Here is a 21,094-nt window from a genome sequence, read left to right as displayed (position 1 = left end):
GTATGGAAATGGATGAATTAGTGGCGCTTAGTGTAAAGCATAACGTTTCGGATCTACACCTGTGTAGCGAACTGCCGGCGCGCTGGCGCAGACAGGGGCGGCTGGAGACGTTGCAGGAGCCTGTCCCGAAGCCGGAAAACCTGCTGGCGCGCTGGCTTGACGACGCCCATCAGCGCGAGCTTGCCGAGCGCGGGCAGACCGATTTTGCGGTCAGTCTGGCAGGCGGCGTGCGGCTGCGCGGCAACGCGTTTCGCCAGATGCAGGGCATTTCGCTGGTATTGCGCCTGCTGCCGCGCGGCTGCCCAAAGCTTGAGGCGCTCGGCGTGCCCGCCGCCGTGCCGGGGTTATTGACGATGCCGGATGGCCTGCTGCTGGTGACAGGCGCGACCGGGAGCGGTAAATCGACGACGCTTGCGGCGATGGTCGGCCACCTGAACGAGACGCTCGACGGCCATATTCTGACGCTTGAAGATCCGGTCGAGTTTTGTCATCAGCCGGCGCGCTGTCTTATCCAGCAGCGTGAAATCGGCACGCACTGCCAGAGCTTCAGCGACGGCCTGCGCGGCGCGCTGCGTGAAGACCCGGATGTCATTTTGCTGGGAGAGTTGCGCGACAGCGAAACGATCCGGCTCGCGCTCACGGCGGCGGAAACCGGCCATCTGGTACTGGCGACGCTGCACACCCGCGGCGCAGCGCAGGCCGTCGAGCGGCTGGTGGATGTCTTTCCCGCCGATGAGCAGAACAAAGTGCGCAGCCAGCTGGCGGGCAGCCTGAAGGCAGTGTTAGCGCAAAAGCTGGTGGCGGATGCGCAGGGCGGCAGAACGGCGCTGCATGAGCTGCTTATCAATACGCCCGCCGTGGCGAATCTCATCCGCGAAGGGAAAACGCACCAGTTGCCGGGCCTGATGGAAACCGGCCAGCAGCAGGGGATGCAAACCTTCGCGCAAAGCGTGGCGATGCGCCTGAACGAAGGCAGGCTGGCGCTGCAAAAAGACGCCAGCGCCGGGCACTGGGGCTAACGCACGTGGAGCGCGTAAAGGGCGGGCAGCGCGCCTGCGGTGCTGAGGATTTCAAGGCGTACGACGCTCGCGGTGCCTGGCGCATCGAGGCGGTGTTCGCAGACGGCGTGATGGTTATCCGTCACTTCCGCCAGCAGCGTCTCATCGGCCCACAGGCGGTAATGCATGACGCAGTGGGGCGTTACGGCGCAGTCGTGGCCCATCTGAACGGTTTCCATCGCGTTATCGAAATCGTTATCGAAAATCAGCGTCAGGATGTCGAACGTCTGTGGCTGCGCCCAGTACCATTCTACGGTTGGTTGCGGATCGTCCGCGGCGGGTGCCCAGGCGTTGGTTTGCTGTTCGGGCCGCAGGCGGCCATTCAACAGGTTTTCCGGCGGATAACAGCGCAGCGGTGCGTCGAGGCGCAGCGCGGGCATAATCTGGTGCGGGCGGCGGCGCGGCAGCCAGAAATCAAACTCGTCCACGCCGTAATCGCCATCGGCCACCTGGCGCGAGCGTTTGGCGACGCGCGCGTTAAGGCTGTTAAATACCATCATGATGCCAGGCAGGTGCTGCGCGCTAAGCGCCATCTCGATAGCGTCACATCGCTCGAAAACAATAAAGACGTAGCAATCCTGTTCGGCGGTATGGCGCAGCGCCACCCGGTACGGTGCTGCATCGTGAACCTCCAGCTCGCACTCGTCGAGCCAGCGCTCCGGCGTATAGTTGCCCGGTTTGTGGCTGGTCAGCAGTTGAACACGCAGGCGCTGTGGAGCTTCTGCCCGCAACGTAAAGTGCAGGGTCGGCAGCGACTGTCCGGCACGCAGGGGCAGCAGCAGCGCCGTGCGCGCCGAAAGCGTTGCCCATTCGCCGTTCGGCGTGAGTTCAGTGAGCTGATATTCACTGCTGACGCGAAGCCGCGCGCCGCGCGCCGGGTCGTCCAGCCGCTGGCGGGGAATATAACAGCCGGTCGCCTGCAGGTGCTGTTGCAACGCAGTGATGCGCTCGCGCGCCGCCAGCTGGCGCGGCGTGATGCCCTGCTGATGGCAGAGCGCGGCCGCCCGGCCAACCACTTCGCCCAGCAGCCCGCAGGTACACATTACGCGGGCACTGCCGAAAGCCACATGCGAGGCGGAGATAAGCCGCCCGGTCAGAAACAGATTATCCAGCGAGCGGCTGTAGAGGCTGCGCCAGGGAATGGTGTATGTGCCTTTGCTGTGAAACTGGCGGCAGCCGTCATGCGTGCTGTAGACGCCGTCCGCCGGGTGCAAATCGATAGACCAGCCGCCGTAGGCGACAGCGTCGTAATGGTCGCGCTGCTCGATAATATCCTGCTGGCAGAGCAGGTGATCGCCCATAAACCGGCGGCTTTCGCGCTTGCCGGGAATGGTGCCGACCCATTCGATCGTGAGATTTTCCGCATCCGGGAACCGGCCGGAGTTTTTAATGTGATCCCACACACCCCAGACTATTTTCCACAGCTCCCATTTGATCTCTTCGCTCTGATGAACGGTATCCAGACGGCCGCCCCATTCGAGCCACCAGAGATCGCAGCCGTTGAGCGTGGAAGTAAGCCGCTGATAGCGCGGAATATCGGTTATCTCTTTCAGCGCAAACGACGGCGGAACAAAGCGCACCGGGCCGCTGGTCTGTTTGGTGTAGAAGTAAATCGAATGCCCGAGCTTGTGACCGAAGCTATCGCCCGGTGCCATTTTTTCGCCAAGTTCGTCCGCCTCTTCCGCGCCGACGCGAAACTCGGCACCCGCAAGATAGCCCAGCACGCCATCGCCGGTGGCGTCGCAAAACTGGGCAGCGGTAATGCTATAAAAAGTTTCGTTAATGGCGTTAAAGCCACGGACACGTGTAATCCGCTGGCCATTATTGACGACGTCAAAAAGCGCGGTGTTCAGCAACAGCGTCAGTCCCGGCAGCGAGCGGGCGAGATCCAGCAGTACCAGATCGAACATCACCGGATTACCCTCTTTGTTGCGCCAGAGGTTTTCTTCGAGGATTTCGCCCATAATGCCGCCCTCGCGCGCCCAGCGATTGTTGTTGCCCATGTGCGAGGTTGCGCCGTTGGCCCACAGCCGCACTTCACTGGAGGCGTTGCCGCCCAGTACCGGCCTGTCCTGGACCAGAATTACCTGCAATCCGTCGCGGGCGGCCGCCAGCGCGGCGCACAAACCGGCAAGGCCGCCGCCTGCCACCAGCAGATCGGCATGGAGTTGTTCTTCAGGAAAGGTCCGGTCGGCGCTGCGGGGAAAGACGTTCATAAACTTGTATCCTTCTTAACTGGCATTACACTCATGACATTGTCATGCAACGGGACTTCGCTATGTCTTCACAACCCAACCAGAGCCTGATCGATGGGATCCGCTGCCTGCAATACCTGGTCTCCAGCGATCGGGCCATCGGTTGCCGTGAACTGGCCCGACTGATGGGCATTAACACCACACGCGTCAACCGCCTGCTGATGACAATGGCCTCTATCGGCCTCACCATGCAGGATGAGCAGCGCCGTTATCTGCCCGGCCCTGGCATTCACGCCCTGGCGGCACAGTCGATTCGTGGTTCTGCGCTTTTCTCCCATGCTCTGCCGCTACTTGAGCGTTACGCCCCTAAAGATGTGGTGGTGGCGCTGGGCGTGCTCTGGGAAGATCAAATCATCTACATTTACCATTCGACGCCTGGCAGTCAGATGAGCCAGGCGCTGGCCGGTTTTCGCATGCTGCCTGCCTGGCAGTCGGTCATCGGCATGTCGCTGCTGGCGGCGGAGAGCGACGAGACGCTGGAAGCGCGCTTTACGCCCGAGCAGTGGGAACAACTCGCACCACACGTGGCGCAGCAGCGCGAGCAGGGCCGGGTGGTCTGGCGCCACGACGACGGTGAAGTCTCAATGGCGAAACCGCTTGGCATTCATAACGCCGCGGTAGCGCTGGCTGGCATGTGGAACATCAGCAATCCTGAAATCCACACGCGTCTTGAGCAGCTTGATGCGCTTGCCGCGCGGCTGATGAAACCGGTCTGACGTAAACTTGCTATGTTTCTTTTATAGAAACGATCGGCGAGCCGGGCAAAGGCCACACCAGAGAAGTGTGATCCGGGGCGGATTCATGAGTGGAAATAAAGAATTCGGGCGGATAAGAGAAGGGCGAACGCAGCGCCTGGCAGCACTGCGTAAATTGCGTTAGCCGTGTTGCTCGAAGTAGCTTTCCAGGATGACGACTGCCGAGGCGGAGTCCACGCTGCCTTTGTTCAGCGCGCGGAAACCGCCGCGCTCGAAGAGCCCGGCGCGGGCTTCCACGGTGCTTAAGCGTTCATCGTGCAGCGTCACTTTAATGCCGAAGCGGCCATGCAGCCGGTTGGCGAATGTGCGCGCGCGCGCCGTCAGCGGCTGTTCTGTGCCATCCATATTCAGCGGCAGGCCAACAATCACGTCGTCCGGCTGCCACTCTTTCAGGAGCTTTTCGATGAGCGTCCAGTCCGGGTTGCCGTTTTGCGCTTTGATGGCAGTCAGCGGGCGAGCCGTGGCGGTGACGCGCTGCCCAATCGCCACGCCGATACTTTTCGTGCCAAAATCGAAGGCCAGCAGGGTGCCGCTCATTACGCGTGCCCCGCTTCGCCAGGCATGGTATGGATGTCGATACCGATAAGCTTCGCGGCCTCGCGCCAGCGGTCGGCGATAGGCGTGCGGAAGAGAATGTTCAGATCCGCCGGTGCCGTAAGCCAGGCGTTCTCCAGAATCTCTTCTTCAAGCTGGCCTTTCTCCCAGGAGGAGTAGCCGAGCGCCACCAGTACGTCATCGGGCTGTTCGGCCGTGCCGAGCGTTTCGAGCACGTCACGCGATGTCGTGATCACAGTGTTATCGGAAATACGGATGCTGGAGGAGAACGCATCCGGCGGCGTGTGCAGAATAAAACCGCGATCTTCGGCCAGCGGGCCGCCGAGAAACACGGGCTTATCGAGGCGAATTGCCGGGTCGCGCGGCTCCGGCGTGATTTTCAGTTTCTGAAGAACACCTTCAACCTGCAGATTTTCCAGAGGTTTGTTAATGATAAGGCCCATCGCGCCTTCATTATTGTATTCGCAGATATACACCACGGAACGGCGGAACAGCGGGTCCTGAAGGGCCGGCATGGCAATGAGGAAATGATGCTGTAAATTCATCGTCAAAAGTTCTGTAGTCCTGGTTGGAAAATCGGCAGATTCAGTATGCGGGGAAAGTCGCGAGCTGTCACCCCCGGTGGGGTAACGGGCGGGAGAGTTCCCGCCCGAAAGGCTTACTTAGCGAGGCGTTTTTCGATAGCGTCCATCAGCATGCCGGTAATGGAAACCGGGTACTGCGCTTCGATTTCACGCACGCAGGTAGGGCTGGTGACGTTAATTTCCGTCAGCTTGTCGCCGATGATATCGAGCCCCACAAAAATCAGACCTTTCGCTTTCAGCGTCGGCCCGACGCGACGGGCGATTTCCCAGTCGCTGTCTGTCAGCGGACGCGGTTCGCCACGGCCGCCTGCCGCCAGATTGCCGCGGGTTTCGCCGCCCTGCGGAATGCGTGCGAGGCAGTACGGCACCGGCTCGCCGTCGACAACCAGCACGCGCTTGTCGCCGTCTTTAATCGCCGGCAGGTAGTTCTGCGCCATACAGTAGCGGCTGCCGAGCACCGTCAGGGTTTCCGCAATGACGGAAAGGTTCGGATCGCCTTCTTTAACGCGGAAAATCGACGCGCCGCCCATGCCGTCCAGCGGTTTTAAAATGATATCGCCATGCTTTTCCCAGAAGGCTTTCAGCTGCGCTTTGTTGCGCGTCACCAGCGTATGCGGAGTGAGGTCGGCAAACCACGCGGTGAAGAGTTTTTCGTTGCAGTCGCGCAGGCTCTGGGGCTTGTTGACGATAAGCGTGCCTTTCTCTTCGGCGCGCTCAAGGATGTAAGTGGCGTAGATAAATTCGGTGTCGAACGGCGGATCTTTTCGCATCAGCACCACGTCGAGATCGGCCAGCGCAATATCCTGCTCGGTGCCGAACTCGTACCATTTGTCGTAGTTTTGCTCGACGCTCACCAGACGCGTGCGGGCGCGACCTTCGCCGTTATCGAGGTACAGATCCGCCATCTCCATATAGTGGAGTTCGTAGCCGCGGCGCTGGGCTTCCAGCAGCATAGCGAAGCTGGAATCTTTCTTGATGTTGATGTTTGCGATGGGGTCCATCACGATGCCGAGCTTGATCATTATTTTTCTCCTTTAGCCCAGATCGCCAAAGCGCACCTGCAGTGCGGTGATGGCGGTGAGCGCAGTGGTCTCTGTGCGCAAAACGCGTGGTCCTAACAGGATATCAGTAAACTGGTAACGTGCGGTCATGGCAATTTCGTCAGCGGAAAGGCCGCCTTCCGGGCCAATCAGCAGACGCACGCGCTCAACGGGCTGCGGCAGCGTGTTGATGCTGTGGGCGGCGCGCGGGTGAAGATTGAGCTTAAGGCCGCTGTCCGGCTCGGCGCACCAGGCTTCGAGCTCCATCGCCGGGCGGATTTCCGGCACCACGTTGCGACCGCACTGCTCGCAGGCGGCAATCGCGATTTTCTGCCACTGCTGCAGCTTTTTATTAAGACGCTCTTCATCAAGCTTAACGCCGCAGCGCTCGGAGAAGAGCGGGGTGATGACACTGACGCCAAGCTCAATCGATTTCTGGATGGTGAATTCCATTTTCTCGCCGCGCGACATCACCTGGCCGAGATGTAAAAAGAGCGGCGATTCGCGGTTCGCCTCTTCACGGCTCACCACATTCACCAGCACGCTTTTTTTGCTCGCCTGCGTGATTTCAGCGGCAAAGACGTGGTTGCTGCCGTCGAACAGTTGCAGCGCCTGGCCTGCGCTCATGCGCAGCACGCGGCCAACGTGGTTCGCGGCGTCTTCATCAAGAGCGATTTCACGCCCGACGACCAGCGGCTCGGGGTGATAGATGCGGGGAATTCGCATGGACATTTTCCGGTAAACGGGCTTGCGGCATCGCGCGGCAAGCCCTGCGTTAACAATTGCCCGGTAGTGTAGGTTAGCGGTTTTGCCCCTGGCAAGCCTGCTGTACATAGGGGTTATGGTTGCCCTGCACCTTCGCGATGCGTTCGTCGCGGGTACACTCCCACGGCGTCACCGGGTAGAGCTTGTTCCAGGCCTCGAAAAGCTGCGTCTGGGCGCGCGACAGGTTGAGCTGATATTTATCGCGCATATAGAAATAGGTACGCGCGATAGCGCCGCGGGCGCGGGCAGGCGGCTCGGCCTGTTTATTTTTAAAATCGACTTTCATTTCGCACTGGCCGTACTGGCCTTCACCGCCGCGCCACTGGCTGTAGAGGAAATTGCCGCGATCGCCGTTCACCTCGCCAACGGCGGGTTGCAGGTTATGAAGATCGGTTTCCATTTCGCGATAGACCGGGTCTTTATCGCAGTTTTTCCGCCCGCCATTCTGCCAGCACTGGCGCTGGTGGCCGAACTGCCACGCGGGCACCACGTGCTCCCATTCGATGCGCGAGGCGCGGTTTTCGTTTTTCCGCACCTGATAGCCGCAGGCCTTGAGATCGGGGATCCCTTTTTTGCCCTGCCAGGTAATCGGGCAGCCGCAGTAGAAATCGCCAGGTGCGTCGGCGTTGATTTTCACGCCAGCGGCTTTGGCCTGGCTGAAACTATGAATACCGGACGCCAGCGCGGCGGGTGCGGCAAAGGCGACGCACAGCGCCGCCGCCAGTGTAATTTTGCGAGACATCTTCCAGCTCCTTGTCCGAAGGTGTTCGCAACGTAACGAAGGCGGGCGCCGGAAGCAATCGGTTATTGCCAGAAATTTCCTGAAGGCGTCAGTTTTCTGCAACCAGCGTATCGCCGCAGCGCACGCAGCGGTACTGGGTTTCGCCGCGCACGACGCGGTTATGACGGCGGATGGTGAGCTGATGCTGCTGGCAGCGACAGCGGTAGGGGAAGGTATTGGCTCGCACCGAATCGAGCTCAAACTGATGCGTACGGCGCGCCGGAACGCCAAGCACGCTTTCCATCATCCATTTCCACTCTTTGCCGTGCGGCGGCACGCGGCCAAAATGCTTCCAGACCAGCAGGTGCGCCAGCTCGTGCGGCACCACTTCATCAATAAACGCCTGCTGGTTTTCCATCAGCAGTACCGGATTTAAGCGGATTTCATAGCTTTCGAGCCAGGCGGTGCCCGCCGCGGTGCCGCGCTGTTGATAGACCAGTTTCGGTTCAGGGTAGTTGCGGCCAAGTTTGAGGTTAGCGCGTGCGAGAGCGTCGCGCAGGCTGCGCATTACGGCCTGTTGAATGGCGATAGGGAGACGTGGGGTTTTCATAGCGAGAGGATAGAGCTGAGGAGGGGATGGGCGCAAGAGGCGGCAGCCCCTTGCGCATACCGCCCGCATGAACGGGCGGCAAGGTCAGGCTTAGTCGTTCGAACCGATGTCGCGCAGTTTACGGCCCTGCATCAGGTTACGTTCAATATGCTCCAGCGACACGTGCTTGGTTTCCGGTACCAGCAGTACGGTCAGCACGATGAAGAACAGGTTGAGACCAGCGTAGACCCAGAAGGTCGGCGCGTTGCCCAGCGTGTTGAGCATGGTGAGGAAGGTCGCACCGACAATCATGTTCGCAATCCAGTTGGTCGTGGTGGAGAGCGTGATGCCGAAATCGCGGCCTTTCAGCGGCTGAATCTCAGAGCACAGCACCCAAATCAGCGGACCGGCGCTCATGGCGAAACCGATGATGAACATCAGCAGCATCGCGACGGCGAAGTACTGGCCAGCCGGGCTGTCGATGCCCATGTGCAGCATGGTGCCGAGAATGCCCATACCGGCGGCCATGACGATAAAGCCCAGAATCAGCGTCGGTTTACGGCCCCAGCGGTCAACCAGGCCGATGGCGATAAAGGTCGCCAGGACGTTGGTCAGGCCGACAATTACGGTGCCCCACATCTGCTCGGTGGTGTTGGAGTAACCCGCCAGTTCAAAGATTTTCGGCGCGTAATACATGATGACGTTCATCCCGGTGAACTGCTGCATCACCTGCAACAGAATGCCGAGGAAGACCGCGCGGCGGAAGTTGCTGTTGTCTTTAAACAGCGCCCAGCCGCCCTGTTTTACCTTCAGGCTTTCACGAATCTCTTCCAGCTCGCGTTTGGCTTCAGCGCTGGAGTCACGCAGGCGCAGCAGGACGCGCTCGGCGTCGTGGAAGCGGCGTTTGGCGGCGAACCAGCGTGGGCTGTCCGGCAGGAAGAAAACGCCAATCAGCAGCAGGATGGCCGGGATAGTGATAACCCCCAGCATCCAGCGCCAGGCGCCGCTGTAGCTGAACGCGGTGTCAGAGAGATACGCGCCCAGAATCCCGATGGTGATCATCAGCTGATACATAGAAATCATACTGCCGCGGATTTTCTCCGGCGCAATTTCAGAGAGGTACAGCGGCGCGGTGTAGGAGGCGATACCGACCGCGAGGCCCAGCAGCACGCGGGAGATAATCAGCACTTCCACATTCGGCGCGAACGCCGAGCAGAGGGAGCCGATAACGAACAGCACGGAGCCAATCATCAGGCTGTATTTACGCCCGAGACGCGAAGAGAGCCAGCCGCTGCCGACCGCGCCGACCGCGGCACCGAACATCATGGAGCTGACCACCCACTCCTGTTGATGCGGCGTGATATTAAAATCTTTGGCGATGAAGGGCAGCGCGCCCGCAATGACGCCGATATCGAGGCCGAAAAGAAGTCCAGCCAGGGCCGCCAGAAAGCAGACGAAGAACGTCATGGCCTTGTGTGAACGCCCCTGTTTTTTATTGTCAGGCATACTGCCCTCCAGTTGGGTTATTGGTTTTATCGTGGTAAAGGGTAAGTTAGCGTAACGTAAAAATATGTGATATCAGTCACGTGCGTGTAATCGGTTACACTGGTGTCAGCTTGTGTAAAGCGCTTATCCCTTTTTTAATCAGTTAATTAGTGTAGACAGAAACGAAGCGGCGGAGAGGAATTCAGACTAAACCGAAGCGGGATGTAACAGACCGCAGAAGGAGCGTTTGCGTATAGACAATTCCGAAAAAACGCCGCTTTTCCAGCTCATGTAATCGGTTTCAGTAAGATCGTGTCCGTCGCGATGGCAGAAAGTATAGCTGCTGGCAGAAAAGAAGAAGGGGCAGGGGGCTATCACCACCCAAAAAGCAAAAGGCCAGCACAAGGCTGGCCTTTAAGAGAACCACGCAGGGATTATTTCAGACCGGCAGCGTCGCGCAGCAACTGCGCTTTGTCGGTTTTTTCCCACGGGAAGTGTTCGCGACCAAAGTGACCGTAAGCGGCGGTCTCTTTATAGATCGGGTGCAGCAGATCCAGCATCTGGATCAGGCCGTACGGACGCAGGTCGAAGAACTCACGCACCAGCAGGGTGAGCTGCTCGGTGGCGATCTTCTCGGTGCCGAACGTTTCAACCATGATGGAAGTCGGCTCCGCGACGCCGATGGCGTAGGAAACCTGGATTTCACAACGGTCAGCCAGGCCTGCGGCCACGATGTTTTTCGCCACGTAACGCGCCGCATACGCTGCGGAACGGTCAACTTTAGACGGGTCCTTACCGGAGAACGCGCCGCCACCGTGACGCGCCATGCCGCCGTAGGTATCAACGATGATCTTACGACCGGTCAGACCGCAGTCGCCCATCGGCCCGCCGATAACGAAACGGCCCGTCGGGTTGATGAAATATTTGGTGGATTCATTCAGCCATTCCGCAGGCAGAACCGGCTTGATGATCTCTTCCATGACCGCGTCGTGCAGAACGTTCTGCTCGATGTCTTCCGCGTGCTGCGTGGAGAGCACAACGGCATCAATACCCACGATTTTGCCGCCATCGTACTGGAACGTGACCTGGCTTTTCGCATCCGGGCGCAGCCACGGCAGCGTGCCGTTTTTACGCACTTCCGCCTGACGCTGTACCAGACGGTGCGCGTAGGTGACCGGCGCAGGCATCAGCACGTCGGTTTCGTTGGTGGCGTAGCCAAACATCAGGCCCTGGTCGCCCGCGCCCTGCTCAAGCGGATCGGTGCGGTCAACGCCCTGGTTGATGTCCGGAGACTGTTTGCCGATAGCGCTCAGTACGGCGCAGGAGTTGGCGTCAAAGCCCATATCGGAATGGACGTAGCCGATTTCGCGTACGGTGTTGCGGGTAATCTCTTCGATATCGACCCACGCGCTGGTGGTGATTTCACCGCCGACCAGCACCATGCCGGTTTTCACGTACGTTTCGCAGGCCACGCGTGCTTTCGGATCCTGCTCAAGAATGGCGTCCAGCACTGCATCGGAGATCTGGTCCGCAATTTTATCGGGATGTCCTTCTGAGACAGATTCAGAAGTAAAAAGGTGTTTTGCCATGTTTTGTATCACCCTGGATAAATCAATTAGCTCAGCATACCGTGTGTCGGTGCCATCTAAGAAGAAAATTCTGCGGCCATGCAGGTAAACACACAGGAAGGCTAAGTGTTAATCAGTATAGATGGATTAACATCTGGACGGCTATTCTAGGTTAAATCTTAAGCCGATTTCCAGCAGTTTTTGCGGCATTGAACAATACCTTTAACGCCGCGCTGGTAAGAATTCCTGACAAGGACGGCAAACGGCGCTTTTTTGTTTTGCTTTTTACCTGTGTTCCCGGTATAAAACGGCGCGCGCGGCTCCTGCAAAAAAGCGCACGGAAACCCTCTCCGTGTCGCCACTTCCAGCCGGGCTGAGAGTGATTTTTAGCTTTGGCTTATCGCCGGTCTACAAGGGCTGGCGTGGAGGTGATACCAGATAATGAACCGCCGTTATTCGCTTAATCTGCCATGCCGTTCTGGCGTGCGCTTTTCCCCCGCAACCTGCATCTCTTTTTTGCAAACCTGCCGATGTTCTACCCATCTCGGCGCTTCTCAGGATTCCCGGGCCGGTCACGGCTTGCGATAACTGAACAAGGGCTCTCCTGACGTCAGGAGTTTTCTCGTGGTTTCGCCGACCCGTCACACGGAGTTCGGTTACGTGTTTTACAATGATATGAATAAGAAACCGGTCGCGCGGCGGGGTGGTCAGCACTATGTGCTGGATAACTCTGCTGTTTATGGGTTGTTATCACAGTGTAACGCTGCGATAGTAGTTAACTGTTTTACACTTTCGACAAAATTTGAGGTTCGCTATGTCTGACGACATCTTTTCATCTTCGCCTTCGTCAGCGGGCGAACAGGGTGTACTACGTTCCATGCAGGAGGTTGCAATGAGCTCCCAGGAAGCCAGCAAGATGCTGCGTACTTACAATATTGCCTGGTGGGGCAATAACTACTACGACGTCAACGAACTGGGCCATATCAGCGTTTGCCCGGATCCTGACGTCCCCGAAGCGCGCGTCGATCTCGCGAAGCTGGTAAAGGAGCGTGAAGCTCAGGGCCAGCGCCTGCCTGCGCTGTTCTGCTTCCCGCAGATCCTGCAACATCGCCTGCGTTCCATTAACGCGGCGTTTAAGCGCGCCCGTGAATCCTACGGCTATAACGGCGACTACTTCCTGGTCTACCCGATTAAGGTAAACCAGCATCGTCGCGTGATTGAATCGCTGATCCACTCCGGCGAGCCGCTGGGCCTGGAAGCGGGCTCCAAAGCGGAGCTGATGGCGGTACTGGCGCACGCGGGCATGACCCGCAGCGTTATCGTCTGCAACGGCTATAAAGACCGCGAATATATTCGTCTGGCGCTGATCGGCGAGAAGATGGGCCACAAGGTCTATCTGGTCATCGAGAAGATGTCAGAAATCAAAATCGTGCTGGAAGAAGCCGAACGCCTGAACGTGATCCCGCGTCTTGGCGTGCGTGCGCGTCTCGCCTCGCAGGGCTCCGGCAAATGGCAGTCTTCCGGCGGCGAAAAATCGAAATTTGGCCTGGCGGCGACGCAGGTGCTGCAACTGGTTGAGATGCTGCGCGAGGCCAATCGTCTCGACAGCCTGCAACTGCTGCACTTCCACCTGGGTTCCCAGATGGCGAATATCCGCGATATCGCCACCGGCGTGCGCGAATCCGCCCGCTTCTATGTGGAACTGCACAAGCTTGGCGTGAATATTCAGTGCTTCGACGTGGGCGGTGGCCTGGGCGTGGACTATGAAGGGACGCGCTCGCAGTCTGACTGCTCGGTCAACTATGGCCTGAACGAATACGCGAACAACATTATCTGGGCTATCGGCGACGCGTGTGAAGAAAACGGCCTGCCGCACCCGACGGTCATTACCGAATCCGGCCGCGCGGTAACCGCGCACCACACCGTGCTGGTTTCCAATATCATCGGCGTTGAGCGTAACGAATATACCGAGCCGACCGCGCCGTCTGAAGACGCGCCGCGCCCGCTGCAAAGCATGTGGGAAACCTGGCAGGAGATGCACGAGCCGGGCACGCGCCGTTCGCTGCGCGAGTGGCTGCACGACAGCCAGATGGATCTGCACGATATTCATATCGGCTACTCTTCCGGGTCATATTCGCTCCAGGATCGCGCCTGGGCGGAACAGCTTTACCTGAGCCTGTGCCAGGAAGTGCAGAAACAGCTCGATCCGCAAAACCGCGCGCATCGCCCGATTATCGACGAACTGCAGGAGCGCATGGCGGATAAGATTTACGTCAACTTTTCGCTGTTCCAGTCGATGCCGGATGCCTGGGGTATCGATCAGCTCTTCCCGGTGCTGCCGCTGGAAGGTCTGAACCACGCGCCGACGCGCCGTGGCGTGCTGCTCGATATTACCTGTGACTCCGACGGCACCATCGATCACTACGTCGATGGCGACGGCATCGCGACCACCATGCCGCTGCCGGAATACGATCCGGAAAACCCGCCGCCGCTGGGCTTCTTTATGGTGGGGGCGTATCAGGAGATTCTGGGCAACATGCATAACCTCTTCGGCGATACCGAAGCGGTGGACGTGTTTGTGTTCCCGGATGGCAGCGTGGAAGTGGAGCTTTCCGATGAAGGCGACACCGTGGCGGATATGCTGCGTTACGTCCAGCTCGACCCGGATACGCTGCTGACGCACTTTCGCGATCAGGTCAAACAGACTGGTCTTGATGCCGCGCTGCAACAGCAGTTCCTGGAAGAGTTCGAGAGCGGCCTGTACGGCTACACCTATCTCGAAGACGAGTAATCAGGTTTTAGCCTCCTGCCGGTCAGGAGGTTAAAAAACGCGCGGCGAAATTTCCTGTTCTATACTGACGAGCATGAGCCACGCGCTATTGAACCTGAACGAAAATCTGGCGATAATCCGCGCCAACACGCTGTACACGAATCCATCCCTTCCTCGTCGGGTTTAACGACGCGGAGGGGATTTTTTTTATCCCACGTCTCAACCTTAAAAAGAGGTCAGATTCATGAACACCTTAGGCCATCAGTACGACAACTCCCTGGTTTCCAACGCCTTTGGTTTTTTACGCCTGCCGTTGAATTTCATGCCGTATGACAGCGACGCCGAGTGGGTGATCACCGGTATTCCGTTTGATATGGCCACCTCTGGCCGTTCGGGCAGCCGCTTCGGACCTGCCGCTATTCGTCAGGTATCCACCAACCTCGCGTGGGAAGGCAACCGCTTCCCGTGGAACTTCGATATGCGTAAGCGCCTGAACGTCGTGGACTGCGGCGATCTGGTTTACGCGTTCGGCGATGCGCGCGAGATGAGCGAGAAACTCCAGGCGCACGCGGAAAAACTGCTGGCGGCCGGTAAGCGTATGCTCTCTTTCGGCGGTGACCACTTCGTGACGCTGCCGCTGCTGCGCGCCCACGCGAAGCACTTCGGTAAAATGGCGCTGGTGCATTTCGACGCGCATACCGATACCTACGCCAACGGCTGTGAATTTGACCACGGCACCATGTTCTACACCGCGCCGAACGAAGGCCTGATCGATCCGACCCGCTCGGTGCAGATTGGTATTCGTACCGAGTTCGACAAAGACAACGGCTTTACCGTGCTGGACGCGCCGCAGGTGAACGACCGCACCGTTGACGATGTGGTGGCACAGGTGAAACAGATTGTCGGCGACATGCCGGTATACCTGACGTTCGACATCGACTGCCTGGATCCGGCGTTCGCACCGGGCACCGGCACGCCGGTGATTGGCGGCCTGACCTCCGATCGCGCGCTGAAACTGCTGCGCGGCATTCAGGATCTGAACATCGTCGGTATGGATATTGTGGAAGTGGCACCGGCATACGACCAGTCTGATATCACCGCGCTGGCCGCTGCGACGCTGGCGCTGGAAATGCTCTACATCCAGGCGGCGAAAAAAGGCGAGTAATCTGTGCCAGGCCCGGCAGCGTAATGCTGAGCCGGGCTGACAGTATTCATTCGCAAAAACGCCGGACAAGGCGAAACCCTGTCCGGCGTTTTCTTTTATATAGCTAAAGCCGCTTATTTCAGCCCGTCTGCCTTCATGCGATCGCGAATGTGCTGCGCGCGCGCTTCTGAGGCCGGGTGATCGTCGAACATGGAGCTCTGACGGCCTTTTTCCAGCTTCGCGAGTTTCTCAAAGCTGGTGGCAAGCCCTGACGGATTAATGCCGCGTTTACGCAGCAGATCGTAAGAGTAGTCATCCGCTTCAGATTCCTGACGCTGCGAGAACTGGGCGTTCACCAGCTGTTCGCCAAGCTCGCCCAGCTGCGACTGCGACAGGCTGCCCACGATGCCGCCCGCAGAAGCCGCCGCACCACGCAGCGCGTTGGTGCCCAGCGCCACCTGCATGCCGCGCTTCACATGGCCCAGCGCGACGTGGCCCATTTCATGGCCAATCACCGCTTCCACTTCGTTATCGTTCATCATGTCCATCAGACCGCTGTAAACGCGGATGCAGCCGTTTGCCATCGCGAAGGCGTTGACGTCTTTTTCCTCGTAAACCTTGTAGTTCACCGGCTGGCCGTTGATGTTATCGCCAAGCGCCGCGGCGATTTTGTTCAGGCGCTGCGTATACTGGCTGTTCGCTGGCGCGATTTTCGCTTTGCTGTCCTGCGATTTACAGGCTTCGTCGCTCAACGCTTTTACCTGCGCGTCGCTTAAGGTATAGGCCTGGAACGCCTCGGCACCTGAGCTCAGCAGGCCGTTGGAATTCATGTTTTGGCAGCCGCTCAGCAGCGCTGCTGCGGTCATGCTCAGTACTATCGCGCGCATTTTCATCGTTATGCTTCCACGCTCCATTGAGGTTTTCATTATCGTCGCCGCGAAACGGCTTCGCTGGCTTGCGGCTTAGTATAAAGAGGTTTGCGCACCTGCGGCGAGTGGGTTGCGCAAACTGCGAGCGGCTTCCAGAGATTTCTTATCGGACAAAAGGATGCTCCATGTACATGCCCAGCCGCTTGGGTTACATTGTGGGACACTTTTTCGGGCGTAGCCCATAACGCGTAGTAGTCAAGCCGTTAACAAGGCGTGGCCTTCAACTATCCGATCTGGAGTCAAAATGTCCTCTCGTAAAGAGCTTGCCAATGCTATTCGTGCGCTCAGCATGGACGCAGTACAAAAAGCCAAATCCGGCCATCCGGGTGCCCCGATGGGCATGGCTGACATTGCCGAAGTCCTGTGGCGTGATTTCCTGAACCATAACCCGCAGAACCCGTCCTGGGCCGACCGCGACCGCTTCGTGCTGTCCAACGGTCACGGCTCCATGCTGATTTACAGCCTGCTGCACCTCACCGGTTACGATCTGCCGATCGAAGAGCTGAAGAACTTCCGTCAGCTGCATTCCAAAACGCCGGGCCACCCGGAAGTCGGCTATACGCCTGGCGTGGAAACCACGACCGGTCCGCTGGGGCAGGGGATTGCGAACGCGGTCGGCATGGCTATCGCCGAGCGCACGCTGGCAGCGCAGTTCAACCGTCCTGGGCATGACATTGTCGACCACTACACCTACGCCTTCCTGGGCGACGGCTGCATGATGGAAGGCATCTCCCACGAAGTCTGCTCGCTGGCCGGTACGCTGGGCCTCGGCAAACTGGTGGCGTTCTACGATGACAACGGCATCTCCATCGACGGCCACATTGAAGGCTGGTTCACCGACGATACCGCTAAACGCTTTGAAGCCTACGGCTGGCACGTGGTGCGCGGCGTGGACGGCCACGACGCCGATTCCATCAAGCGCGCCATCGAAGAAGCGCGTTCTGTTACCGACAAACCGTCTCTGCTGATGTGCAAAACCGTTATCGGTTTCGGCTCGCCGAACAAAGCAGGCACCCATGATTCCCACGGCGCGCCGCTGGGCGACGCCGAAGTGGCCGCGACCCGCGAACAGCTGGGCTGGAAATATGAGCCGTTTGTGATCCCGCAGGAAATCTACGCGCAGTGGGATGCCAAAGAGATGGGCCAGGCCAAAGAAAGCGCCTGGAACGAAAAATTCGCGGCCTACACGAAAGCATTCCCGCAGGAAGCCGCTGAATTCACCCGCCGTATGAAAGGCGAAATGCCGGCTGATTTCGCCGCGAAAGCGCAGGAGTTCATCGCGAACCTGCAGGCGAACCCGGCGAAAATCGCCAGTCGTAAAGCCTCTCAGAACGCTATCGAAGCCTTCGGCAAACTGCTGCCGGAATTCCTGGGCGGCTCTGCGGATCTCGCGCCGAGCAACCTGACCATCTGGTCTGGCTCGAAAGCAATTAATGAAGATGCCGCAGGCAACTACATTCACTACGGCGTGCGCGAATTCGGCATGACCGCCATCGCGAACGGTATCGCGCTGCACGGCGGTTTCCTGCCGTACACCTCGACCTTCCTGATGTTTGTGGAATATGCCCGTAACGCGGTGCGTATGGCTGCGCTGATGAAGCAGCGTCAGGTGATGGTCTACACCCACGACTCCATCGGTCTTGGCGAAGACGGCCCGACCCACCAGCCGGTTGAACAGCTGGCGGCGCTGCGTGTGACCCCGAACATGAGCACATGGCGTCCGTGCGACCAGGTGGAATCTGCGGTAGCGTGGAAATACGCGGTTGAGCGCCACGATGGCCCGACGGCGCTGATCTTCTCCCGTCAGAACCTGGCGCAGCAGGAACGTAGCGAGCAGCAGCTGGCGGATATCGCCCGCGGTGCCTACATCCTGAAAGACTGCGACGGCCAGCCGCAAATCATCTTCATCGCCACCGGCTCTGAAGTTGAACTGGCGGTTGCCGCTGCCGATAAACTGGCTGCAGAAGGCGTGAAAGCGCGCGTGGTTTCCATGCCGTCTACCGATGTTTTCGACAAACAGGATGCCGCTTACCGCGAAGCCGTGCTGCCGAAAGCGGTCAGCGCGCGCGTGGCTATCGAAGCGGGCATCGCCGACTACTGGTTCAAATACGTTGGCCTGAACGGCGCTATCGTCGGTATGAGGACCTTCGGCGAATCCGCGCCGGCTGAGCAGCTGTTTGAAGAGTTCGGCTTTACCGTGGATAACGTGGTAAGCAAGGCGAAAGCGCTGCTGTAATCGCGCATAGCGTTATAAAACGAACGGGAGGCCAGCGCCTCCCGTTTTTTTTGGCTCAGTCGCCCGGATATTTTGCCCGCAACGCGATGGCAAACGATGAGTTATCGTAGTCAGAGACTGGCCAGTCGCGGTAGTCCAGCAAATCATCCGCCATTTCCTGAATCACCGCGTTAAGCTCAAGCCGCGCCAGCCATGTTTCCGGCAGGGCCGTGATGCCGTACATCGCGCCGAGCAGGTTCCCGGCTATCGCGCCGGTCGAGTCGGAATCGCCGTCATGGTTTACCGCCATCAGTACGCCCTCTTCAAACGAGCGGGCGCGCAGCGCGCAAAACAGCGCGATGGCGAGCGCCTCTTCGGCCACCCATCCCTCGCCCAGTGTTTTGATAGCCTCCCGCGGCGTAAGCGGCGCGGCGGCGAGCGTGCGCGCATGCTCCAGTGCGCGCCATGTTTCTTCATGCTGCGGCGCGTTTTTCAGTAAATCCAGCGAGCGCGTCAGCGCAGCGTCAAGGGATTCTCCCTGTACGAGCTGCAAAACCAGTGCGGCCAGCACACCGCCGGTGAGATAGCCGGTCGGATGACCGTGCGTGAGCGCGGCGAGCTGGCAGCCGGTGTCAAACGCCGCTTTCAGTAAATCGCCGCCCGGGTAACGCACGTAAAAAAGCCCCACCGGTGCCACGCGCATAACGCCGCCGCAGCCTTTGCTGTCGTTACGGGCCGGTTCGCCGAAGGCGCGCATTTCGCGCAGTGCGCTGAGGCATGTGTTGCCCGGCGCGCGGGCATGGAAGAGGGCGTTATGCCCGATAAGCCAGCCGGATAACTGCGTTTTATCCAGCAGATTGTGGCGGTTGCGCTCGCCCTGCGTCAGCAGCCAGCGCAAATACGCGTGAGCGGTCACACCGGTGAACGATGGGCCGATGCCGCGTATCGCCGCACGCATCCAGGCCCGTAACAATCCTTCGGCGGTAAAGAGCGTCATCTGCGTATCGTCCGTGATTTTCCCGATGCCGCCCCATGCGTATTCATAATCCGTGACGCCATGCGCCCCGAAGCGCGCAGTGATTTCCGCAAGCCGTAAAAATTCCACCGGTCCGCCGAGCGCATCGCCCACGGCACCGCCGAGCAAACAGCCGCGAAACCGCGCGCGCAGAGTGGCAAGCCTTGCCGCGTTTTCGTACTCTTCTGGATACGCCATCACCGTCCCTTTGTTAATGTGGAGTTGTGACCATTGTAGGATGCGGCGGCGGGCGCGTAACGTCGATATTGACTGCCGTTATGGTTTATTTCTGTCCGTCATTCACCCCGGCAGGTGTAATGGTGGAATTTATTCCAGAAAAAATGTGATGCAGGTCAGAAGTTAGTGTCATTTCGCTGCGTTATCATTCCTTTTATTCCACGTTTCGCTTATTCTTGCTGAAGCGTTTCAGTCGACTGATTGTTCGACAATCCATCAAACGGTTGTAGTTTGTGACGGGCGAGGATTCCCCTTCAAAGGTGGCTGCATTACTCTGTCAGCTCCTTCACATCCGGGATTCTGGCAGGAGAGATATGACCTTACGCGTAGCGATTAATGGCTTCGGTCGCATCGGGCGCAACGTAGTTCGTGCGTTGTATGAGTCCGGCCGTCGCGCGGAAATCAGTGTGGTCGCCATTAATGAGCTGGCCGATGCTGCGGGCATGGCGCATTTGCTGAAATATGACACCAGCCACGGCCGCTTCGCGTGGGATGTCCGTCAGGAAGGCGAGCAGCTCTGGATTGGCAACGATGTCATTCGCCTGCTGCATGAGCGCGACATCAACGCGCTGCCCTGGAAAGCGCTGGATGTGGACGTGGTGCTCGATTGCACCGGCGTTTACGGCAGCCGCGCCGATGGCATCGCCCATCTCGAAGCGGGCGCGCGCAAAGTGCTGTTCTCACACCCGGGCGGCAACGATCTCGATGCCACCGTCGTTTACGGCGTTAATGAAGAAGAACTGCGCGCTGAGCATCGCATTGTTTCTAACGCCTCCTGCACCACCAACTGCATTATTCCGATTATTAAGCTGATGGACGACGCGTTCGGGATTGAATCCGGCACCGTGACGACCATCCATTCCGCCATGCACGATCAACAGGTTATCGACGCTTATCATCCGGATCTGCGCCGCACTCGCGCGGCCAGCCAGTCCATCATTCCGGTCGATACCAGGCTTGCCGCCGGTATAACGCGTATTTTTCCTAAATTCCATGACCGCTTTGAGGCAATTGCGGTGCGCGTGCCTACCATTAATGTGACGGCCATTGATTTAAGCGTGACGGTGCAAAAACCGGTAAAAGCCTATGAAGTCAACCTGTTGCTGCAAAAAGCGGCACAGGGTGCATTTCATGGTATAGTTGACTATACGGAATTACCGTTGGTCTCAACAGATTTTAACCACGATCCGCACAGCGCCATTGTGGACGGCACCCAGACACGGGTGAGTGGAGCGCACCTGATTAAAACCCTGGTCTGGTGCGATAACGAATGGGGCTTCGCTAACCGGATGCTCGACACCACGTTAGCGATGGCAGCTATTGGTTTCAGGTAAGATTTCATGCGTTATGGCCTTAAGGCCTGTGCGTATGGTGTCTGCAAAACTTTAAGAATCAACGAGAGGATTCAC

At 58.7% G+C, this 21,094-nt stretch carries 19 protein-coding genes; 8 read left to right on the top strand and 11 right to left on the bottom strand.

The features are described from left to right. Nucleotides 1–2: 2 nt before the first annotated feature. The gene (locus G6041_RS12545; RefSeq protein ID WP_012123827.1) at nucleotides 3–1,019 is read left to right on the top strand and encodes a type IV pilus twitching motility protein PilT; all 1,017 of its coding nucleotides are present in this window, start codon (nucleotides 3–5) and stop codon (nucleotides 1,017–1,019) included. Here the strand turns inward: G6041_RS12545 and G6041_RS12540 are convergent. Then, nucleotides 1,016–3,274: an FAD-dependent oxidoreductase gene (locus G6041_RS12540; RefSeq protein ID WP_012123828.1), complete on the bottom strand. Its 2,259-nt coding sequence runs from the start codon at nucleotides 3,272–3,274 to the stop codon at nucleotides 1,016–1,018. The genes G6041_RS12545 and G6041_RS12540 overlap by 4 nt on opposite strands. A gap of 62 nt (nucleotides 3,275–3,336) precedes the next feature. Here G6041_RS12540 and G6041_RS12535 point away from each other — a divergent pair, with 62 nt between their 5' ends. Continuing rightward, nucleotides 3,337–4,029, top strand: a complete 693-nt coding sequence (locus G6041_RS12535) for an IclR family transcriptional regulator domain-containing protein (RefSeq protein ID WP_041460378.1) — start codon at nucleotides 3,337–3,339, stop codon at nucleotides 4,027–4,029. A 159-nt stretch (nucleotides 4,030–4,188) separates the two neighbouring features. Here the strand turns inward: G6041_RS12535 and ruvX are convergent, their stop codons facing one another. The 8 genes from ruvX to metK all read right to left on the bottom strand — a co-directional run bounded on the left by ruvX (nucleotide 4,189) and on the right by metK (nucleotide 11,396). After that, nucleotides 4,189–4,605, bottom strand: coding sequence for a Holliday junction resolvase RuvX (gene ruvX / locus G6041_RS12530; RefSeq protein ID WP_007870755.1), 417 nt, complete (start codon nucleotides 4,603–4,605; stop codon nucleotides 4,189–4,191). Next, nucleotides 4,605–5,168: a YqgE/AlgH family protein gene (locus G6041_RS12525; protein WP_004385631.1), complete on the bottom strand. Its 564-nt coding sequence runs from the start codon at nucleotides 5,166–5,168 to the stop codon at nucleotides 4,605–4,607. The genes ruvX and G6041_RS12525 overlap by 1 nt, the downstream gene beginning before the upstream one ends. A 113-nt stretch (nucleotides 5,169–5,281) precedes the next feature. Beyond that, nucleotides 5,282–6,229: a glutathione synthase gene (gshB, locus tag G6041_RS12520; RefSeq protein WP_004385632.1), complete on the bottom strand. Its 948-nt coding sequence runs from the start codon at nucleotides 6,227–6,229 to the stop codon at nucleotides 5,282–5,284. 12 nt (nucleotides 6,230–6,241) lie between these two features. Further along, on the bottom strand, nucleotides 6,242–6,973 hold the full coding sequence (rsmE, locus tag G6041_RS12515; RefSeq protein WP_007870753.1) for a 16S rRNA (uracil(1498)-N(3))-methyltransferase: 732 nt from the start codon (nucleotides 6,971–6,973) through the stop codon (nucleotides 6,242–6,244). Nucleotides 6,974–7,046: 73 nt separating this feature from the next. Then, nucleotides 7,047–7,754: a deoxyribonuclease I gene (gene endA, locus G6041_RS12510; protein ID WP_012123831.1), complete on the bottom strand. Its 708-nt coding sequence runs from the start codon at nucleotides 7,752–7,754 to the stop codon at nucleotides 7,047–7,049. An 88-nt stretch (nucleotides 7,755–7,842) separates the two neighbouring features. After that, complete coding sequence (locus tag G6041_RS12505; RefSeq protein WP_012123832.1) at nucleotides 7,843–8,343, bottom strand: SprT family zinc-dependent metalloprotease; 501 nt, start codon at nucleotides 8,341–8,343, stop codon at nucleotides 7,843–7,845. Nucleotides 8,344–8,433: 90 nt separating this feature from the next. Beyond that, entirely contained in the window at nucleotides 8,434–9,828 is a 1,395-nt protein-coding gene (locus G6041_RS12500; protein WP_007796137.1) for a sugar porter family MFS transporter, read from the bottom strand. A gap of 413 nt (nucleotides 9,829–10,241) precedes the next feature. Beyond that, nucleotides 10,242–11,396 carry a methionine adenosyltransferase gene (metK, locus tag G6041_RS12495; protein ID WP_004385637.1) on the bottom strand — a complete coding sequence of 385 codons (1,155 nt, stop codon included), beginning with the start codon at nucleotides 11,394–11,396 and terminating at the stop codon, nucleotides 10,242–10,244. Nucleotides 11,397–11,816: 420 nt separating this feature from the next. Here metK and G6041_RS21675 point away from each other — a divergent pair, with 420 nt between their 5' ends. From G6041_RS21675 to speB, 4 genes are all read left to right on the top strand, one after another. Continuing rightward, complete coding sequence (locus G6041_RS21675; protein ID WP_419715444.1) at nucleotides 11,817–11,963, top strand: hypothetical protein; 147 nt, start codon at nucleotides 11,817–11,819, stop codon at nucleotides 11,961–11,963. 87 nt (nucleotides 11,964–12,050) lie between these two features. Continuing rightward, nucleotides 12,051–12,197 (top strand): acid stress response protein YqgB, encoded by a 147-nt coding sequence (gene yqgB, locus G6041_RS12485; protein ID WP_139153191.1) that lies wholly within the window; start codon nucleotides 12,051–12,053, stop codon nucleotides 12,195–12,197. Then, nucleotides 12,190–14,166, top strand: coding sequence for a biosynthetic arginine decarboxylase (gene speA / locus G6041_RS12480; RefSeq protein WP_004385640.1), 1,977 nt, complete (start codon nucleotides 12,190–12,192; stop codon nucleotides 14,164–14,166). Before yqgB ends, speA begins: the two co-directional genes overlap by 8 nt. A gap of 223 nt (nucleotides 14,167–14,389) precedes the next feature. Then, nucleotides 14,390–15,310 (top strand): agmatinase, encoded by a 921-nt coding sequence (gene speB / locus G6041_RS12475; RefSeq protein ID WP_007718896.1) that lies wholly within the window; start codon nucleotides 14,390–14,392, stop codon nucleotides 15,308–15,310. A gap of 113 nt (nucleotides 15,311–15,423) precedes the next feature. On the opposite strand, the gene G6041_RS12470 is transcribed toward speB, so the two are convergent. Next, nucleotides 15,424–16,182, bottom strand: coding sequence for a M48 family metallopeptidase (locus tag G6041_RS12470; RefSeq protein WP_004385643.1), 759 nt, complete (start codon nucleotides 16,180–16,182; stop codon nucleotides 15,424–15,426). Nucleotides 16,183–16,462: 280 nt separating this feature from the next. Between G6041_RS12470 and tkt the strand changes: the two genes are divergently transcribed. Continuing rightward, nucleotides 16,463–18,454: a transketolase gene (gene tkt, locus G6041_RS12465; RefSeq protein WP_012123836.1), complete on the top strand. Its 1,992-nt coding sequence runs from the start codon at nucleotides 16,463–16,465 to the stop codon at nucleotides 18,452–18,454. Nucleotides 18,455–18,509: 55 nt separating this feature from the next. Here the strand turns inward: tkt and G6041_RS12460 are convergent, their stop codons facing one another. Next, a complete protein-coding gene (locus G6041_RS12460; protein WP_012123837.1) occupies nucleotides 18,510–19,646 on the bottom strand; it encodes an ADP-ribosylglycohydrolase family protein in 1,137 nt (378 codons plus the stop codon). 353 nt (nucleotides 19,647–19,999) lie between these two features. Between G6041_RS12460 and epd the strand changes: the two genes are divergently transcribed. Further along, complete coding sequence (gene epd / locus G6041_RS12455) at nucleotides 20,000–21,019, top strand: erythrose-4-phosphate dehydrogenase (RefSeq protein ID WP_004385647.1); 1,020 nt, start codon at nucleotides 20,000–20,002, stop codon at nucleotides 21,017–21,019. The last annotated feature ends 75 nt before the right edge of the window (nucleotides 21,020–21,094 follow it).

It is taken from the genome of Cronobacter sp. HA18003 (genome assembly GCF_011605905.1).
Lineage (GTDB): Bacteria > Pseudomonadota > Gammaproteobacteria > Enterobacterales > Enterobacteriaceae > Cronobacter > Cronobacter sakazakii.
Note: the sequence above shows the minus strand (reverse complement) of the source record. Positions and strands in the feature narration are given on the sequence as shown.

Coding starts and splice junctions, on each gene's coding strand:
- speB (WP_007718896.1), top strand. CDS start 14,390: ATGAACACCTTAGGCCATCAGTACGACAACTCCCTGGTTTCCAACGCC.
- G6041_RS12470 (WP_004385643.1), bottom strand. CDS start 16,182: ATGAAAATGCGCGCGATAGTACTGAGCATGACCGCAGCAGCGCTGCTG.
- yqgB (WP_139153191.1), top strand. CDS start 12,051: ATGAATAAGAAACCGGTCGCGCGGCGGGGTGGTCAGCACTATGTGCTG.
- gshB (WP_004385632.1), bottom strand. CDS start 6,229: ATGATCAAGCTCGGCATCGTGATGGACCCCATCGCAAACATCAACATC.
- endA (WP_012123831.1), bottom strand. CDS start 7,754: ATGTCTCGCAAAATTACACTGGCGGCGGCGCTGTGCGTCGCCTTTGCC.
- G6041_RS21675 (WP_419715444.1), top strand. CDS start 11,817: ATGAACCGCCGTTATTCGCTTAATCTGCCATGCCGTTCTGGCGTGCGC.
- G6041_RS12525 (WP_004385631.1), bottom strand. CDS start 5,168: ATGAATTTACAGCATCATTTCCTCATTGCCATGCCGGCCCTTCAGGAC.
- rsmE (WP_007870753.1), bottom strand. CDS start 6,973: ATGCGAATTCCCCGCATCTATCACCCCGAGCCGCTGGTCGTCGGGCGT.
- G6041_RS12505 (WP_012123832.1), bottom strand. CDS start 8,343: ATGAAAACCCCACGTCTCCCTATCGCCATTCAACAGGCCGTAATGCGC.
- G6041_RS12500 (WP_007796137.1), bottom strand. CDS start 9,828: ATGCCTGACAATAAAAAACAGGGGCGTTCACACAAGGCCATGACGTTC.
- metK (WP_004385637.1), bottom strand. CDS start 11,396: ATGGCAAAACACCTTTTTACTTCTGAATCTGTCTCAGAAGGACATCCC.
- G6041_RS12460 (WP_012123837.1), bottom strand. CDS start 19,646: ATGGCGTATCCAGAAGAGTACGAAAACGCGGCAAGGCTTGCCACTCTG.
- speA (WP_004385640.1), top strand. CDS start 12,190: ATGTCTGACGACATCTTTTCATCTTCGCCTTCGTCAGCGGGCGAACAG.
- epd (WP_004385647.1), top strand. CDS start 20,000: ATGACCTTACGCGTAGCGATTAATGGCTTCGGTCGCATCGGGCGCAAC.
- G6041_RS12540 (WP_012123828.1), bottom strand. CDS start 3,274: ATGAACGTCTTTCCCCGCAGCGCCGACCGGACCTTTCCTGAAGAACAA.
- tkt (WP_012123836.1), top strand. CDS start 16,463: ATGTCCTCTCGTAAAGAGCTTGCCAATGCTATTCGTGCGCTCAGCATG.
- ruvX (WP_007870755.1), bottom strand. CDS start 4,605: ATGAGCGGCACCCTGCTGGCCTTCGATTTTGGCACGAAAAGTATCGGC.
- G6041_RS12535 (WP_041460378.1), top strand. CDS start 3,337: ATGTCTTCACAACCCAACCAGAGCCTGATCGATGGGATCCGCTGCCTG.
- G6041_RS12545 (WP_012123827.1), top strand. CDS start 3: ATGGAAATGGATGAATTAGTGGCGCTTAGTGTAAAGCATAACGTTTCG.